This window comes from Corynebacterium sp. H78 (assembly GCF_037572275.1).
Classification (GTDB): domain Bacteria; phylum Actinomycetota; class Actinomycetes; order Mycobacteriales; family Mycobacteriaceae; genus Corynebacterium.
In genome coordinates, this window is the sequence record NZ_JBBHKX010000006.1 from 43483 (window position 1) to 58744 (window position 15262).

Genomic DNA, 15262 nt, shown 5'->3' on the forward strand with positions numbered 1-15262 from the left:
TGTACTTCCCCGATATCAGGTTGTGGCCGGGCAGGGCCCTGTGAACATTCCCTCCCCATTTAGCAGGGGTCATTCGAGCTGATGGTCACGTACAACTAGCACGCCTCGAGTAATGGGAGGAGGGTTCTTCATGTCGCAAGCACACACCAACAATCAGGACACCGATGTAGCGCAGAATGACGGTGATCGACGTTCTGGTGAGCACGGACACGTGCCGGTATTGCTGCAGCGCGTGACGGATCTCATCTCTCCGGGAGTGGAAGCTGCCCTTGCGGCGGGTCGAACTCCCGTGATTGTCGATGGCACCTTGGGTGCTGGGGGTCATACCGAGTACTTCTTGCAGACGTTTCCAGAAGCTCTCGTAATTGGACTGGATCGTGACATCAATGCTTTGACCTCAGCGCGTGCACGCTTGGCAGCTTTCGAGCATCGTTTCATTGGCGTGCAAACCCGCTTTGATGGTTTGCGAGATCTTGTTGATGGCTCGTTGGCCGACTTCGATGAAGATGTCGCTGATCCGCACGGCATTGTTGCCGCTGCTCGCCAGAATGGTCTCGCCGGTGCCTTGTTTGACCTGGGAGTGTCATCAATGCAGCTCGATCAGGTGCAGCGTGGTTTCGCATACCGCGTCGACGCTCCACTGGATATGCGCATGGATGCATCACAGGGAATTACGGCAGCAGACGTTGTGAATACGTATTCGCACGGCGACCTTGCGCGCATCCTGTCCACCTACGGAGACGAGCGTTTCGCAGGTCGTATCGCGTCCGCAATTCTCCGGGAACGCGACAAGGAACCCTTTAGTACATCGGGTCGTTTGGTCGAATTGCTTTACGACGCGATCCCTGCTGCTTCTCGTCGCACTGGCGGACATCCTGCGAAGCGTACGTTCCAGGCGCTACGCATTGAAGTCAATCGTGAACTGGAAGCACTAGAAAATGTCCTTCCGCAGGTGTGTGATCTGCTCGCTGTCAATGGGCGAGGGGTATTCATGAGCTACCAGAGTTTGGAAGATCGGCTGGTCAAGCGTGATTTCGCTGAATTGGTGAAGTCCACGACTCCGCCAGGGTTGCCAATGGAATTACCCGGACATGAGGCCAAATTCCAGTTGATAACCCGTGGCGCGGAGAAAGCGACCAAGCAAGAAATCGAAGATAATCCGCGCGCCGCACCTGTGCGAGTGCGCTGTATCGAACGAATATTGCCCAACAACTAATAGCCAGTCAGTACACCGCCAGCAACACTGCATCTTCTGGGAGAAAAACACATGGCAGCCACCGTTTTGGACGATGTCAAGGCTCGGACCTCATCCGTCGGGACCGCAACCCCAACTCGTCCTAGCTCGATTCCAGCGAAGCGTACCCGCCCACGTCGCTCGACCTACCGAGGCCGTTTCGGCTCGCAGCAGGTGGTGTCAGTTCGAGGTCGTCGTCTCACGAATACGACGAAAGACCGATCGTCGTTCAACTTTGCCCTTGGCGCGGTGCTGATTGCTGTTGCTGGCATCATCGTGGCCATGGTTTTGTCGGGCTTGTCGACATCGCAGTCCCTCGACCTGAATGCTGCTCGCGAGCGGGAAGTCGACCTGCAGAACAGTGTCGAGGTTCTCGAGCGCGATGTCGCGTACTTGCAGTCGACGGGTGAGATTGCTCGTCGTGCGGGTGAAATGGACATGGTTCACCATGATCAGCCAGCGATTCTGGCTACGGGCGAGGATGGTGTCGTTCGCGAAGTGCGCCCAGGCACCGGCGAGTACCAGAAGATGATCGACTTGAACGGTGGCAGCGATCGTCCTCACGCACCTACCTCTGACCCAGCAGAGACCAAGGTCGTCCCAGGCATGCAGGCGCCAACTATTCAGGAAGCAAATCCAGCAGGTCAGCTACCAGCTACTGCGCCGTATGCTCCGCAGGGCTACCGCACTCCAGCGCCAGCGCCAGCGCCAGCTCCTGCACAGGCTCCAGCTCCAGCAGAAGATAACGCTGCGCCTGCAGGCGAGGCACCACTGCCGGCACCAGCTCCATAGGTAAGCTGACCGGCGCAACAGTTCTGTGACCGTCGTATTGATCGCATTGCGTTCGCGTCGGTCATCTTGTCGTTTAGTTTGTGATTTTGCATTTTCTGATTCCTAGTCCATTAAGAAGGCGCCTGGCATGATTCGTTCTTCGAATGATTACCGCGATTCGGGGTATGACCGTGAACAACGCAATCATCGAATCAACATGCGTACCGAACAGCGACAGAAGCCACCGCGAAACCGCGAGTTCGCCACAGGTGAGCGTCTTCGGACATCGCACAAGGACTTTGTGCAGCGCCGCAACTGGCTGCAATTGATTGGTCTTCTGGTTGTTATTACCTTGGTCGCGCGTCTGGCTTGGGTACAGCTCATAGTGGGGCCGGATCTGGCCGCACAGGCGCAGAGTCAACGAAGCGTTGAAATCGTTGATCCGGCTCGTCGTGGAGCTATCACGGACCGTAATGGGGCTCAGCTCGCATTCACGATGGAAGCGCGAAGCTTGACGGTGCATCCAGGCACGCTACGTGCATTCATCGACGAGCGTCATCGGCTATATCCTGATCAGACTGATCCGTATGACGAGCGTCTGAAGCAGATCGCTGCTGAGCTTCCAGAAATGCTCGGCGTAAAGAATAAAGATGACGAAGAGGAAAAGAGCTCTCGTCGTCGACAAGCTTCACAGCCTGAACAGGAAGAAGGAATTCAGAATGTTCAGGAATCGATCAGTGCTAAGGAAATCCTTGCGAAGCTGAGAAACGAGAACAGCTCGTACGAGGTGTTGGTCCGAAATGTGGATCCAGACAAGGCCGCGGAAGTTACGAAGAAGTTCCCGGAGCTGGTGGCAGAACGCCAAGATATTCGTCAGTATCCAAATGGTGCGGCAGCAGCGAATTTGATTGGCAAGATCGGCATGGATGGTGTTGGTCAGTTCGGTTTCGAAGCATCGCGGGATTCCACGCTGCAGGGTGTCAATGGTGGAAAAACCATTGATGTCGCTGCAAATGGAATCGCCATTCCGGGTTCGACCCGTGATGTCAATGCGCCTATTGATGGGACGAACTATGAGCTGACCATCGATGTCGACATGCAGTACTACGTTCAGCAGCAGTTGGAACAGGCTGTAGAGAAGTCCGGTGCGAAGTCTGCATCTGCCGTCGTTCTGGATGCAAAGTCTGGCGAGATTTTGTCGATGGCGCAGTCGGGTACGGCAAATCCGAACCGCGACATCGGTGCAGAAGTTGATGCAGGTCGCAATATGAACAACTCCCCAGTGTCGGATCCGTTCGAGCCGGGTTCGGTTGCGAAGATCATTACAGCAGCGGCAGCAATCGAAGATGGGAAGACAACTCCCGATGAGGTCCTGCAAGTTCCAGGATCGATCGAAATGTCTGGTGTGACTGTGCGCGATGCGTGGGAACACGACACGGAAGCCTTCACTACCACTGGTGTCTTTGGTAAATCGTCAAATGTTGGCACGCTGATGTTGGCCGAGCGACTTGGACAGGACCGTTTCGCCGAGGTGTTGCACCTGTTTGGTCTTGGTCAATCAACAGGGGTTGAACTTCCTGGTGAATCCGCAGGTCTAGTGCCACAGCGTCCGCAATGGTCCGGGGGTACGTTCGCTAACCTGCCAATCGGGCAAGGCATGGCAATGACCTTGCTTCAGATGACCGGGGTTTACCAGGCTATTGCAAATGATGGTGAGCGTATCCAGCCTCGTGTCATTCGCAAGGAGACAACGTCGGACGGCACTGTCACGAAACAGAATCCGCCCGAGCGGGTACGCGTTGTTAGCCCAGAAACTGCTCGCACTGTCCGTGACATGTTCCAGTCCACTATGCAATCGGATGAAACCGGCGTGCAGATGGGTACTGCGGCTGGAAACGATATCGAAGGCTACCGACTATCCGGCAAGACCGGTACGGCACAGAAGGTTGACGAGGAAACGGGCGCATACTCGAACTCTCAGTACTTCATCACCTTTGCTGGTATTGCTCCAGCGGATGATCCTCGGTTCGTCATCGGCATCATGCTCGATGAACCCGTTCGGGGAGTACACGGTGAGGGCGGGCAGTCGGCTGCACCATTGTTCCGTGACATTGCTGCGTGGGCTCTGAATCGTTACAACGTGCCTCCGTCTGCACAGCCAGAACAAACGCTAGTGTTGCAGCCCTAATGAATCGTCAGGAAAAAGACAGTCTTACAAAGACACATCGACAAGGAGGACCAGTCATGGCCGTCACCATCGGAGACGTGGTCGCGCTATCAGGAGGCACTGTTCATAACGGTGCGGATAGTGCGGATACTGCACTCGTAGGTATGGATCTGAATGCAGCAGCTACTCCTGAAGGTGGATTGTTTGCTGCAGTACCAGGAACTCGTACCCACGGTGCAACGTATGCCAATCAATCCGCAGCAGCGGCAGTACTCACCGATGAGGCAGGGCTGGCACTCCTGAACGAAGCAGGAGAAAAGCGGCCAGTCATCGTCGTCGACGATGTGCGCGCGGTAATGGGTTCGGTTGCGGCGGAGATCTATGGCCGTCCCGTCGACAAGCTGACAATCATTGGTGTGACTGGTACGTCCGGCAAGACGACGACAACGTACATGCTGGAATCCGCGCTGCTTGAAGCGGGATGCACGACCGGCATTATTGGTACCACCGGCACCCGGATTAATCAGCGAACCGTGCCAAGTAGCTTGACGACTCCGGAAGCACCCTCGTTGCAGCGGTTGTTTTCTGAAATGGTCGACGAAGGCGTGACCCATGTTGTGATGGAAGTGTCGTCGCACGCCCTGTCACTCGGTCGCGTAGCAGGCGTGACTTTCGATGTAGGTTGCTTCCTGAACTTGTCGCAGGATCACTTGGATTTCCACCACACGCTGGAAGAGTACTTCGAAGCGAAGGCATTGCTGTTCCACGGGGACTCCCCAGTACATGCGCGCCATGCAGTTGTTTGCGTGGATGATGCATGGGGGCGTCAGATGGCAGAGATTGCGGGCGAAGATAGCGCTGTCACCGTGGACAAAGTGGCCACACACCGCATGCAGCTGGACGACGCACAAACCAACGACGCGCTGCCAGCAGACAGCGAGCTTGCCTGGAAAGCCCAAGACGTCACGGTGGCACCGAACGGCATGCAGCAGGTGACGCTCGTCGGAGCTGAGCAGGTGACTCTCGACGTACCACTGCCAGGAGAGTTCAACGTTGCAAACGCAACCGTCGCGTGGGGCGCGTTGGCAGCAGTCGGAATGGCTAACGACGCCGCACAGCGCGGTTTGGCAAAGGTCGCGGTGCCGGGCCGAATGCAGCGAATTGACAAGGGGCAAGACTTCTTGGCCGTTGTTGACTATGCACACAAGCCTGCTGCAGTTGGCGAAGTATTACGTACCCTTCGTGCACAGACCAGCGGCAAAGTCATTGCGGTTGTTGGTGCAGGTGGCGACCGGGATGCTACGAAGCGCCCACTCATGGGAGCAGAGGCTGTCAAGGTTGCTGATGCAGTGTTCGTCACCGACGACAATCCGCGTAGCGAAGAACCTGCCCTGATCCGCGAGGCTGTCGCAAGTGGCGCCTACGACCAGCAGAAGATCGAAAAGGATGCAGGTCGCGATGTCCCAGTCGAGGTCATCGGCGATCGCGCCGAAGCCATTTCCGCGGCGATCAACTTGGCGACGACCGGCGACGCAGTCGTCGTAGCTGGAAAGGGACACGAGACGGGTCAAGAAATCAACGGCGTGATGCATCCGTTTGATGACCGCGAAGAGGTTGCTAAGTCGCTGGAGCGAAAGAAGGGAGTGGACTAGATCATGATTCCAACTACTGCAGGTGAGATTGCCACCATCGTTGGCGGGCAATTGTCGAATCTTGACGCTGCGACCCCAGTTACTGGTCCAGTGGAGTTTGACTCTCGGAAAGTAACCCCCGGCTCTGTATTCTTATGCCTTCCCGGTGCTCGAGTGGACGGCCATGATTTCGCTCAGACTGCCGCTGAAGCAGGAGCAGCGTGTTCGTTGGCCGCACGGCCGGTTGCTGCAGGGGCGATCGTCGTAAAGCCGTTGGGTAAACAAGACTCCAATGCTGATGCGTTTGCGCATGATCCGGATGGATCAGGTGCGGCTGTGCTGGAGGCGCTGGGTAAGTTGGCGCGACATACGGTGGATGCACTGGCGGATCGCGAGCAGTCTGGTCTTCCGGGTGAGAACTTGACGGTAGTTGGAGTAACGGGGTCGGCAGGTAAGACCTCGACGAAGGACATGATGGCGACCGTCCTGCGTACCGCAGGTGAAACGGTTGCACCGAAGGGATCGTTTAACAACGAAATTGGTCACCCTTATACGGTGATGACCTGCACCGAAGATACGAAGTACCTCGTCGCTGAAATGAGTGCTCGCGGTGTCGGCCACATTGCGCATTTGGCTGAGGTTGCTCCGCCGAAGTTTGGCGCTGTGCTGAATGTTGGTACCGCGCACCTGGGCGAGTTCGGTTCCCGCGACGTCATCGCGCAGGCCAAGGGAGAACTCGTCGAATCGCTTCCTGCTGCGGAAGACGGTGGTGTGGCAATTCTGAATGCTGACGACGACTACGTCGCCGGAATGGCACCTCGTACCACCGCAAAGGTGGTGTACTTCTCGACGGACCCTACCAAGGCCGACAGCACCGATTATGTGGCGAAGGACATCGAGCTTGATGAACTCGCTCGTGCCCGGTTCACTCTGGTGTTCCCGAACCGGGAGGAACATCCGGTAGTGCTGCAGGTCTCGGGTGCTCATCAGGTGTCGAATGCCTTGGCTGCTGCGGCTGTTGGCGTAGAAGCCGGACTTCCAACAAAGCAGGTCGCAGATGCCCTGAGTAGCCATGTCGCTGCATCGGAGCGCCGGATGGACGTGCAAACCCGCGCTGACGGGGTGACTGTCATCAACGATTCGTACAACGCGAATCCTGATTCAATGCGAGCAGGAATTGACGCGTTAGTTCGTTGTGCCAATGCGCGTGACGACGTTCGTTCGTGGGCAGTGCTTGGACAGATGGGGGAGCTGGGCGACAGTGCAACGCAAGAGCATGAGAAACTCGCCGAGAATCTCGCGGAACAAGGCGTCAAAGTGCTGGTTGCCGTGGGAACCAGCGCCAACGTGTGTGCCCTGGCAGAGAAAGCACGTCAGTTGGGGTTAAATACTGTACGGGTCGCAAATACCGACGAAGCAGCGAACGCTGTTTCGGAAAGTATTTCGAGTGATGATGTCGTCTTAGTGAAGGCATCGTATGCAGATGGCCTGTGGCGAGTGGCAGATGCGCTACTTGCGGATGAACACGTTGGACAGAATCTCTCAGATAAAGAGGCGAATTAAGTGACTCAACTCATTGTCAGCGGGGCAATCGCATTCATTGTGTCGGTTTTTCTGACCCCCGTACTTATTCGTAAGTTCTCCGCTGAGGGCATCGGTCAGGAAATCCGTGAAGACGGCCCCAAGAGCCACTTGAAGAAGCGCGGTACGCCCACGATGGGCGGAATCGCGATTATCGCCGGTATCGTCGCTGGCTACGCGATTTCCAGTGTCATTAGCTTTATCCAGACCGGAGCAGGTCCAACGGCATCCGGCTTGCTTGTCATGTTCCTGACGCTGTCGATGGGTGCGTTGGGATTCGCTGATGACTTCATCAAGCTATACAAAGGTCGCAACCTAGGCCTGAACAAAACTGCGAAGTTGGTAGGTCAGCTCGCAGCGGCATTGATCTTCGGTGTGTTGCTGCTGCAGTTCCCGGACGCGAACGGCTTGACTCCAGGTTCGACTCAGTTGTCATTCATCCGCGATATTGCACCGTGGAATTTAGCGCCAGGTCCGGTATGGCTCGGGATGATCGTGTTCTTGGTTTTCGTCTACATCGTGATTGCAGCGTGGACGAATGCTGTGAACCTCACCGACGGCCTGGACGGCTTGGCTGCCGGTGCCACCGCTTTGCTGATGGGAACGTACACCATGATTACGTTCTGGCAGTTCCGCAATTCTTGTGAGACATCGGTGGGCCCTGGTTGCTACGACGTTCGTGATCCTCTAGATGTGTCGGTTATCGCCGTTGCAGGCCTTGGTGCATGCCTCGGCTTCCTCTGGTGGAATGCAGCACCAGCAAAGATCTTCATGGGCGATACTGGTTCGCTCGCGCTAGGTGGACTCGTTGCAGCATTGTCGTTCGTCACGAAGACCGAGCTGCTGATGGTGATCATCGGCTTCCTGTTCGTCATGGAAGTTGCCTCGGTTGCTATTCAGATTGCGGTCTTCCAGACCACGGGCAAGCGAGTCTTCCGTATGGCTCCAATTCACCACCACTTTGAAAACGGTGGGTGGGCTGAAACGACCGTCGTCATTCGCTTTTGGCTCCTTGCTGCAATCTTCAACATTTTGGGTTCGGCCATCTTCTACAGTGATTGGCTCCTACAGGTAGGCGTTTTGCAATGACACATTCCACTGACCATGCAGATCTGACGGCTCTGGTTCGATCCGGCCGGGTCCTGGTTGCGGGCGCGGGAGTGTCTGGCGCAGGTGCTGTGAAGATGCTGGCTGACCTTGGTTGCCCGGAGATTTATCTCGTTGATGATTCCGAACAGCGAGGCACGGAGCTGGCAACCGCGCATGGGATTCAGTGGTCTGACACGAATACTGCCCAGGAGCTGCTTGCAGATGCCGTAGCAGTTGTTACGTCTCCTGGATGGCCACCATCGGCTCCATTGTTTGCTGCAGCCGCAGCTGCTGGAGTGCCCGTCGTCGGTGATGTTGCCATCGCCTACGCTGGTGATCGTTCGGGGGTTTGGGGAGAGCCTCGTATCTGGCTCGTGGTTACCGGTACAAATGGCAAAACGACGACCACTGCCATGCTGGCTGCCATGATTGGTGATCGGGGATCCGCAGTCGGAAACATCGGAGTCGCTCTTCACGACGCGCTGAGCGCACCAGAGCGGATCGAGGTTCTCGCAGCCGAGCTGTCGAGCTTCCAGTTGCATTGGGCACCGAATCTCAAGCCTGATGCAGGGGTGCTGCTTAACCTGGCAGAAGACCATATTGATTGGCACGGCTCCTATCAAAACTACGCTGAGGACAAGGCGCGAGCCTTGACAGGTTCGATTGCTGTATACGGTGCAGATGACGACGACGTCGTAAAGCATGTCGCTCGCCTGCGGGCCAGCGGTGAGCTTGGGGCAACAGTGGTCGGGTTTACCGAAAGGGAACCAGCAGCGGGCGATATTGGTGTCGTTGACGGTTACATCGTTGACAGGGCTTTTTCTGACGGGGAAAAGATCGCTCCGATCGACGGGATTTCTCCTCCGGGGCGAGCAGGCGTGTTGGATGCGCTTGCGGCGACATCGCTAGCTCGAGCAATCGGCGTTCCGGCATCTGATATTGCAGCAGCACTGGCGGTCTTCACAGTCAATGCGCATCGTGGCCAAGAAGTTCATAACGCTCGTGGAGTGTCGTGGATTGACGACTCCAAGGCTACGAACCCTCATGCCGCCAATGCCGCGCTTTCTGGACATGACTCTGTGGTTTGGGTCGCGGGTGGTCAGTTGAAGGGTGCTGATGTGGGGGAGCTCGTCGAAAAGCACGCCCACAGGTTCCGTGCCGTCGTGGCGTTAGGTGTGGATGCTCAGATCATCGCCGATGCGGTAAAGGCGATTGATGCTGCAATCCCAGTGACGTTAATTTCAGAGAAAGACCCGGCGGTCGCTATGCAGCAATCCTGCGCGGCGGCAGCTGCGGCAGCACATTGCGGTGATGTCGTACTACTCGCACCCGCTGCAGCCAGCCTGGACATGTACACAGGTATGGCTCAGCGAGGAGACATGTTTGCCCAATACGCACGAGAGACGTAAGCAGTGACAGATCGCACTCACACTTCAGGTTCGAAGCGCCCGTCCCGACCGGCCGGCGCCTCTTCATCGCGTGCAACGGCTGCGAAGGCAGAACGGCCAGTAAAGTCAGCGGGCCCTTCCAGCCGAGGCGGTGGTCGCATGGTGTGGCGTGATGCAATCGAGGATTGGAAGTCACGGCCACTGTCGGACTACAACTTGCTGCTGATTATCGTCGGTCTTCTCACCGGTATTGGTCTCGTCATGGTGCTATCTGCATCAATGGCAAAGGCTGGTACCGAATCCGGCAACGTCTGGAGCGTGTTTATCCGCCAGACAGGCATGGTCATTTTCGGTTTGGTGGCCATGTGGTTTGTCGTGAGAATGCGCGTGGAAATCATTCGGCGGTTTTCGATCGTTGCGCTTTTGGGGTCACTTGTCTTGCTTATCCTCGTCATCATTCCCGGCATCGGTGTCGGTATGGAAGAAACGGGTGCGCAGTCGTGGCTGAACATCGGTGGCATGTCAGTACAGCCATCGGAGATCGCGAAGATCGCTATGGCTATGTGGGGCTCCAAGATCCTGGCTGATCGCACTCGAACTGCAACGACAACGAGGGAATTGTTCGGCGTCTTTGGTGTCGTTTCTGCCGTAATTTTGATGTTGGTGTTGCTGCAGCGCGACCTCGGCATGGTGGGTTCGATGTCTTTCGTCGTGCTCGCTCTAGCGTGGTTTGCTGGTTTGCCTCGCTGGATTGTTGCTGCCATCGGTGTATCCGGCGTCGTGTTGATGGTGGTGTTCTCTGTCTTGGAGAGCTTCCGTTCTGCGCGTTTCCGTGTCTACTTCGATTCGCTGCTGGGGAACTTCAATGACGTGCGTGGCGACGCGTACCAGTCTTACCAAGGCTTCCTGTCTCTGGCTGATGGCTCTATGACGGGCGTTGGCCTCGGCCAGTCGAATGCAAAATGGTTCTACCTGCCTGAAGCCAACAACGACTTCATCTTCGCCATCATTGGTGAAGAACTGGGCTTCATCGGCGCCGGAATTGTCATTCTGTTGTACGCCGCTCTCGGCTGGGTTGGACTTCGTATTTCAGCGAAGCAGGTGGACCCATTTCTTCGTTTGATGGCGGCGACTGTTACCGCTGCTACGGTGGTACAGGCGTTCATCAATATCGGTTATGTCGTTGGCGTACTTCCCGTCACTGGCTTGCAGCTACCGCTGATTTCCGCAGGCGGTACGTCGGCTTTCGTCACCCTCGCGTCGATGGGCCTGCTTTTGACGTGTGCACGTCACGAGCCTGAGGCCATTTCTGCAATGCAAACATCCGGGCGTCCAGCTATCGATCGCCTACTTGGAATCCCAGAGCCGATTGCCTACGACCCGTCCGCACGCGATCCACGGCCAGTTCGCACTCACCGCGAGACCCAGCGCTTCGGCGCCCCGGTTTCGGTGGCGGGCGTGCAAGAACGTGACGACGACCCCACGGGCCCACGTCGCAGCTCTGGCTCTGGCGGACACTCGAATCGGGCGAACCTGAATCGACAATCCAGAACGGAGCGGGTGGAACGCCGCCAACGACGAGATCGGCGTGATGAGAATCGTCGTAACGTAGATCGTCGTGGCGTTGATCGACGTGACGCCCCGATGTTTGAGAGCAACACGCGCGCTCGTGGCGGAGATATGTACCGTCAGAAGCAACGTGATGGTCGGTCGGTGCGGCCGATTGGCGAACGTCGTCCGGTGAGAGACCAACGAACTAGCTCAATGAGGAGAGAGAATCGTGACTACAGGCAACGATAAGGCTGTCTACACCAAGGCGGATGGCTCGGCACCATCCATCGTTGTTGCTGGTGGAGGTACCGCGGGTCATATTGAACCTGCCTTGGCTGTTGCCGATGCGATTCGCGAACTCTGTCCTGAGGCAACGGTGACGGCACTTGGCACGTCCCGTGGTTTGGAATCGACGTTGGTACCGGCTCGCGGGTATGAGTTGAAGTTGATTCCCCCTGTGCCGGTTCCACGCAAGCCGAATGTGGACTTGTTGAAGCTGCCGTTCCGGGTAGCTGATTCAGTGCGCCAGACCCGGAAGGTACTGGACGAAGTACAGGCAGATGCTGTCATTGGCTTTGGTGGCTACGTATCGGCGCCTGCGTACTTGGCGTGCAGGAAGGGACGAAAGATTCCGTTCCTTGTTCATGAGGCAAATGCACGTGCCGGCATGGCAAACAAGCTGGGTGTGCGTTTAGGCGGTGAGGGCTTGGCTGCGGTTTCGGGTTCCGGTTTGGATGCAGAGGTCGTCGGCATTCCAGTTCGCGCAGCGCTAGCAAACCTAGACAGGGAAGCTCTACGCGCTGAGGCTCGCGAGTTCTTTGGCTTGCCTCAGGATGGCTTGGTTTTGTTTGTGACCGGCGGTTCGCAGGGCGCGCAGTCGATTAACAAGGCACTGACGGGTGCAGCTGCTGCGCTTGCCGAAGCCGGCATTTCCGTTTTGCACGCATACGGCAAAAAGAACTCAGTTGAGGTCGAATCCACAAACGAGAAAGCCCCATATGTTGCGGTGCCGTACATCGACCGGATGGATCTCGCGTACTCAGCAGCTGACCTGATTTTGTGTCGCTCCGGTGCCATGAGCGTCGCGGAGATTTCCGCAGTGGGATTGCCAGCGGTGTATGTTCCTTTGCCTCACGGCAATGGTGAGCAAGCACTGAATGCCACTGACATTGTCGAAGCTGGCGGCGGTTTGCTCATCGCAGATGCGACGCTGACTCCGGCAACGGTTAAGGACACTGTTATTCCTTTGCTTCGCGACGAAGATCGTCTCAATGGCATGGCTGCCGCAACAAAAGCTCACGGGCACAGCTCGGCAGCTGAGGTTATCGCTGCTCGTGTCCTCAGCGCGGCGTGCAAGTAACATCACAAACTTTCACAACTATTTCGACATCATTTCGACTCACCACATAAAAGGGATTTCACACACATGTCTGACGTGAATTTTGACGCATTCCAGCCAGTGACGGAACCGTTGCCGGCAAGCGTTCACATGATTGGTATTGGTGGCGCGGGTATGTCGGGTGTTGCTCGAATTCTTCTCGCTCGTGGAGTCCGGGTGTCTGGTTCAGATATGAAGGAATCACGCGCAGTCATCGGACTCCGCGCTATGGGTGCATCGATTGAGATCGGCCACGCTGTCGATAATTTGGAGATCAGCGGTTCGTTGCCGGACGCAATTGTTGTGTCCTTTGCTGCGATTCCGCAGGATAACCCGGAGTTGGCTCGTGCCAAGGAACTGGGGATTCCAGTGCTCAAGCGCTCCGACGTACTCGCAATGCTGATGCGTGACAACCGTGCGTTGCTGATTGCCGGTACCCACGGAAAGACATCCACCACCTCTATGACTGTTGCTGCATTGCAGGCTGCGGGCATTGATCCTTCATTCGCAGTGGGTGGTCTGATGTCGAAGGCCGGCGTCAACGCGCATCAGGGCACCGGCGACGTGTTCGTTGCAGAAGCCGACGAATCCGATGCCTCTCTGTTGACGTATGCGCCTCAGGTCGCCGTCGTCACGAATATTGAGCCGGACCACCTCGACTTCTTCGGAACAGAAGAGAAGTACTTCCAAGTTTTCGATGAGTTCGCTAAGCGTCTTGTCGACGGTGGCACATTGGTCGTTTGCGCTGAAGACGAGCACGCTGCCGCGTTGGGTGAGCGTGCGGTTGCCGAGGGACTCAATGTGCTGGCCTACGGTGGCCCGGCATCTCTCGCAGCTCATTCTTCCTTGCCAGTTGGCGCGGAATTGCATGGCTGGACGTCTATCGGCGGTGGCGCAAAGATCGAAGCAACCGTGATGGACACTCCAGTGTCGTTTGAATTGCAGCAGCCTGGCCGACATATGGCGCTCAATGCTCTTGCCGCGTTGGTTGCCGGTAGCTGCGTCGATGCCGATTTGGCGCGCATGGCTCGTGGCTTGGGTGAGTTCACGGGTGTTCGTCGTCGCTTCGATTACCACGGCGCAGTGGCAAGCGGTCAGTTCGAAGGCGCTCGTGTATATGACGATTACGCACATCATCCAACTGAGGTCCGCGCTGTGCTGGGTGCTGCCCGTGAGATCGTGGAAGATGCGAAGGCCGGCAATGTTATCGCAGTTTTCCAGCCACACTTGTACTCGCGTACCCAGAATTTCTCCCAGGAATTCGCTGAGGCACTGTCGTTGGCAGACAAGGTCATTGTGCTGGATGTTTTTGGCGCACGTGAACAGCCAATCCCAGGTGTTGACGGCAACCTAATCGCCAAGGATGTCACAGTACCGGTTATTTTCGAGCCACACTTCGCATCCGCACCGGAGCGAGTAGCGGAGATTGCCGCAAGTCGGGATGTCATTCTCACCATCGGTGCTGGTAGCGTCACAATGCTTGCCGACGAGATCCTCGCTGAGCTTGGATCCGTGAAGGAGGACAACGCTGGTGTCTGATCCCACTGATAACGATGAGCAGCTGTTGGATCCAGCAACCGATGACACTGCAGCAGACGATGTAGATGACACTTCGTCGCGTGCTCGCAGCGCCAAGCGAGTAAAGCGATCTGGCACTCGTGGTGGTAGCCGAGTACGGGCGATCGGAGCCGCTGTCGTTGCACTCATCGTGATCATCGCGGCTGTATGGGCCGTGCTGTGGTTCACACCTGTTGCGACAGTGAAGCAGATCAACGTGGAAGGTGTCGTCAATGGCAATGCTGAAGAAATTCGTACTGCCTCGGGGATCTCTGAAGGGACACCAGTAGCTCGCGTGGATACAGTGTCTGCTGCGCGCAATGTCGCCTCGCAACCGTGGGTTGACGCTGTGACTGTTGGACGAAAGTGGCCATCCGCGATCACCGTGAAAGTCACCGAGTTCACACCAGCCCTGATGATTCGGGCTTCCGATGGCGCCCACATCATCGATACTAACGGCGTGGAATTTACGACGATCGACTTTGCAGCACCTGCGCCGGTTGGCGCAGTGGAGTTGACTGGAGCTCCTCAGGTAGATGCACCAGAGCCAGGAAAAGTTGGAATCGACCCAGGCGTGCTGGAATCGGTATTGGGCGTTGTCAACGCGATGCCACAGGTTGTTCGCGAGCAATTGGCACGAGTGGAAGCTCCCGGTGCAGCTGAAGTCACTTTGCAAATGAAGGACGGACGAGAATTCTTCCTGGGTTCATCGGATATGGCAAAGGAAAAGGGTAGAGCTGTGGAACTGCTCCTGCCTCGTGAAGAGCAGAAGTGGAATGTCTCGAATCCACATGAACCGACGGTTCGCCTCTAGTACAAAAACTTCGACGACTCTCGTTTGCGATAACGGGAGTCGTCGAAAAGTTTGTGGAGGATTTTCTTGAAATATTTTTCGGTGTCGTAATTCAGACTAAC

General features: G+C 56.5%; 11 protein-coding genes. All 11 read left to right on the plus strand.

The window, feature by feature from the left end:
- Nucleotides 1-130: 130 nt before the first annotated feature.
- The 11 genes from rsmH (at nucleotide 131) to WG934_RS09770 (ending at nucleotide 15161) form a co-directional block, all read left to right on the plus strand.
- Complete coding sequence (rsmH, locus tag WG934_RS09720) at nucleotides 131-1216, plus strand: 16S rRNA (cytosine(1402)-N(4))-methyltransferase RsmH (RefSeq protein WP_339989915.1); 1086 nt, start codon at nucleotides 131-133, stop codon at nucleotides 1214-1216.
- Nucleotides 1217-1267: 51 nt separating this feature from the next.
- The gene (locus tag WG934_RS09725) at nucleotides 1268-2026 is read left to right on the plus strand and encodes a hypothetical protein (protein ID WP_339980114.1); all 759 of its coding nucleotides are present in this window, start codon (nucleotides 1268-1270) and stop codon (nucleotides 2024-2026) included.
- Between the two features lie 127 nt (nucleotides 2027-2153).
- The gene (locus WG934_RS09730; RefSeq protein WP_339980116.1) at nucleotides 2154-4193 is read left to right on the plus strand and encodes a peptidoglycan D,D-transpeptidase FtsI family protein; all 2040 of its coding nucleotides are present in this window, start codon (nucleotides 2154-2156) and stop codon (nucleotides 4191-4193) included.
- A gap of 56 nt (nucleotides 4194-4249) precedes the next feature.
- Entirely contained in the window at nucleotides 4250-5824 is a 1575-nt protein-coding gene (locus WG934_RS09735; protein ID WP_339989916.1) for a UDP-N-acetylmuramoyl-L-alanyl-D-glutamate--2,6-diaminopimelate ligase, read from the plus strand.
- A 3-nt stretch (nucleotides 5825-5827) separates the two neighbouring features.
- Nucleotides 5828-7366 carry a UDP-N-acetylmuramoyl-tripeptide--D-alanyl-D-alanine ligase gene (locus tag WG934_RS09740; protein ID WP_339989917.1) on the plus strand — a complete coding sequence of 513 codons (1539 nt, stop codon included), beginning with the start codon at nucleotides 5828-5830 and terminating at the stop codon, nucleotides 7364-7366.
- A complete protein-coding gene (gene mraY / locus WG934_RS09745; RefSeq protein WP_339980119.1) occupies nucleotides 7367-8473 on the plus strand; it encodes a phospho-N-acetylmuramoyl-pentapeptide-transferase in 1107 nt (368 codons plus the stop codon).
- Nucleotides 8470-9882, plus strand: a complete 1413-nt coding sequence (murD, locus tag WG934_RS09750) for a UDP-N-acetylmuramoyl-L-alanine--D-glutamate ligase (RefSeq protein ID WP_339989918.1) — start codon at nucleotides 8470-8472, stop codon at nucleotides 9880-9882. The genes mraY and murD overlap by 4 nt, the downstream gene beginning before the upstream one ends.
- A 138-nt stretch (nucleotides 9883-10020) precedes the next feature.
- Nucleotides 10021-11661 carry a putative lipid II flippase FtsW gene (ftsW, locus tag WG934_RS09755; protein ID WP_445228238.1) on the plus strand — a complete coding sequence of 547 codons (1641 nt, stop codon included), beginning with the start codon at nucleotides 10021-10023 and terminating at the stop codon, nucleotides 11659-11661.
- Nucleotides 11642-12772: an undecaprenyldiphospho-muramoylpentapeptide beta-N-acetylglucosaminyltransferase gene (gene murG, locus WG934_RS09760; RefSeq protein WP_339980123.1), complete on the plus strand. Its 1131-nt coding sequence runs from the start codon at nucleotides 11642-11644 to the stop codon at nucleotides 12770-12772. The genes ftsW and murG overlap by 20 nt, the downstream gene beginning before the upstream one ends.
- Before the next feature lie 66 nt (nucleotides 12773-12838).
- Entirely contained in the window at nucleotides 12839-14329 is a 1491-nt protein-coding gene (gene murC, locus WG934_RS09765; RefSeq protein ID WP_339989920.1) for a UDP-N-acetylmuramate--L-alanine ligase, read from the plus strand.
- Nucleotides 14322-15161 (plus strand): cell division protein FtsQ/DivIB, encoded by an 840-nt coding sequence (locus WG934_RS09770; protein ID WP_339989921.1) that lies wholly within the window; start codon nucleotides 14322-14324, stop codon nucleotides 15159-15161. Before murC ends, WG934_RS09770 begins: the two co-directional genes overlap by 8 nt.
- The last annotated feature ends 101 nt before the right edge of the window (nucleotides 15162-15262 follow it).

Coding starts and splice junctions, on each gene's coding strand:
- WG934_RS09730 (WP_339980116.1), top strand. CDS start 2,154: ATGATTCGTTCTTCGAATGATTACCGCGATTCGGGGTATGACCGTGAA.
- murC (WP_339989920.1), top strand. CDS start 12,839: ATGTCTGACGTGAATTTTGACGCATTCCAGCCAGTGACGGAACCGTTG.
- ftsW (WP_445228238.1), top strand. CDS start 10,021: ATGGTGTGGCGTGATGCAATCGAGGATTGGAAGTCACGGCCACTGTCG.
- WG934_RS09725 (WP_339980114.1), top strand. CDS start 1,268: ATGGCAGCCACCGTTTTGGACGATGTCAAGGCTCGGACCTCATCCGTC.
- WG934_RS09740 (WP_339989917.1), top strand. CDS start 5,828: ATGATTCCAACTACTGCAGGTGAGATTGCCACCATCGTTGGCGGGCAA.
- WG934_RS09735 (WP_339989916.1), top strand. CDS start 4,250: ATGGCCGTCACCATCGGAGACGTGGTCGCGCTATCAGGAGGCACTGTT.
- rsmH (WP_339989915.1), top strand. CDS start 131: ATGTCGCAAGCACACACCAACAATCAGGACACCGATGTAGCGCAGAAT.
- murD (WP_339989918.1), top strand. CDS start 8,470: ATGACACATTCCACTGACCATGCAGATCTGACGGCTCTGGTTCGATCC.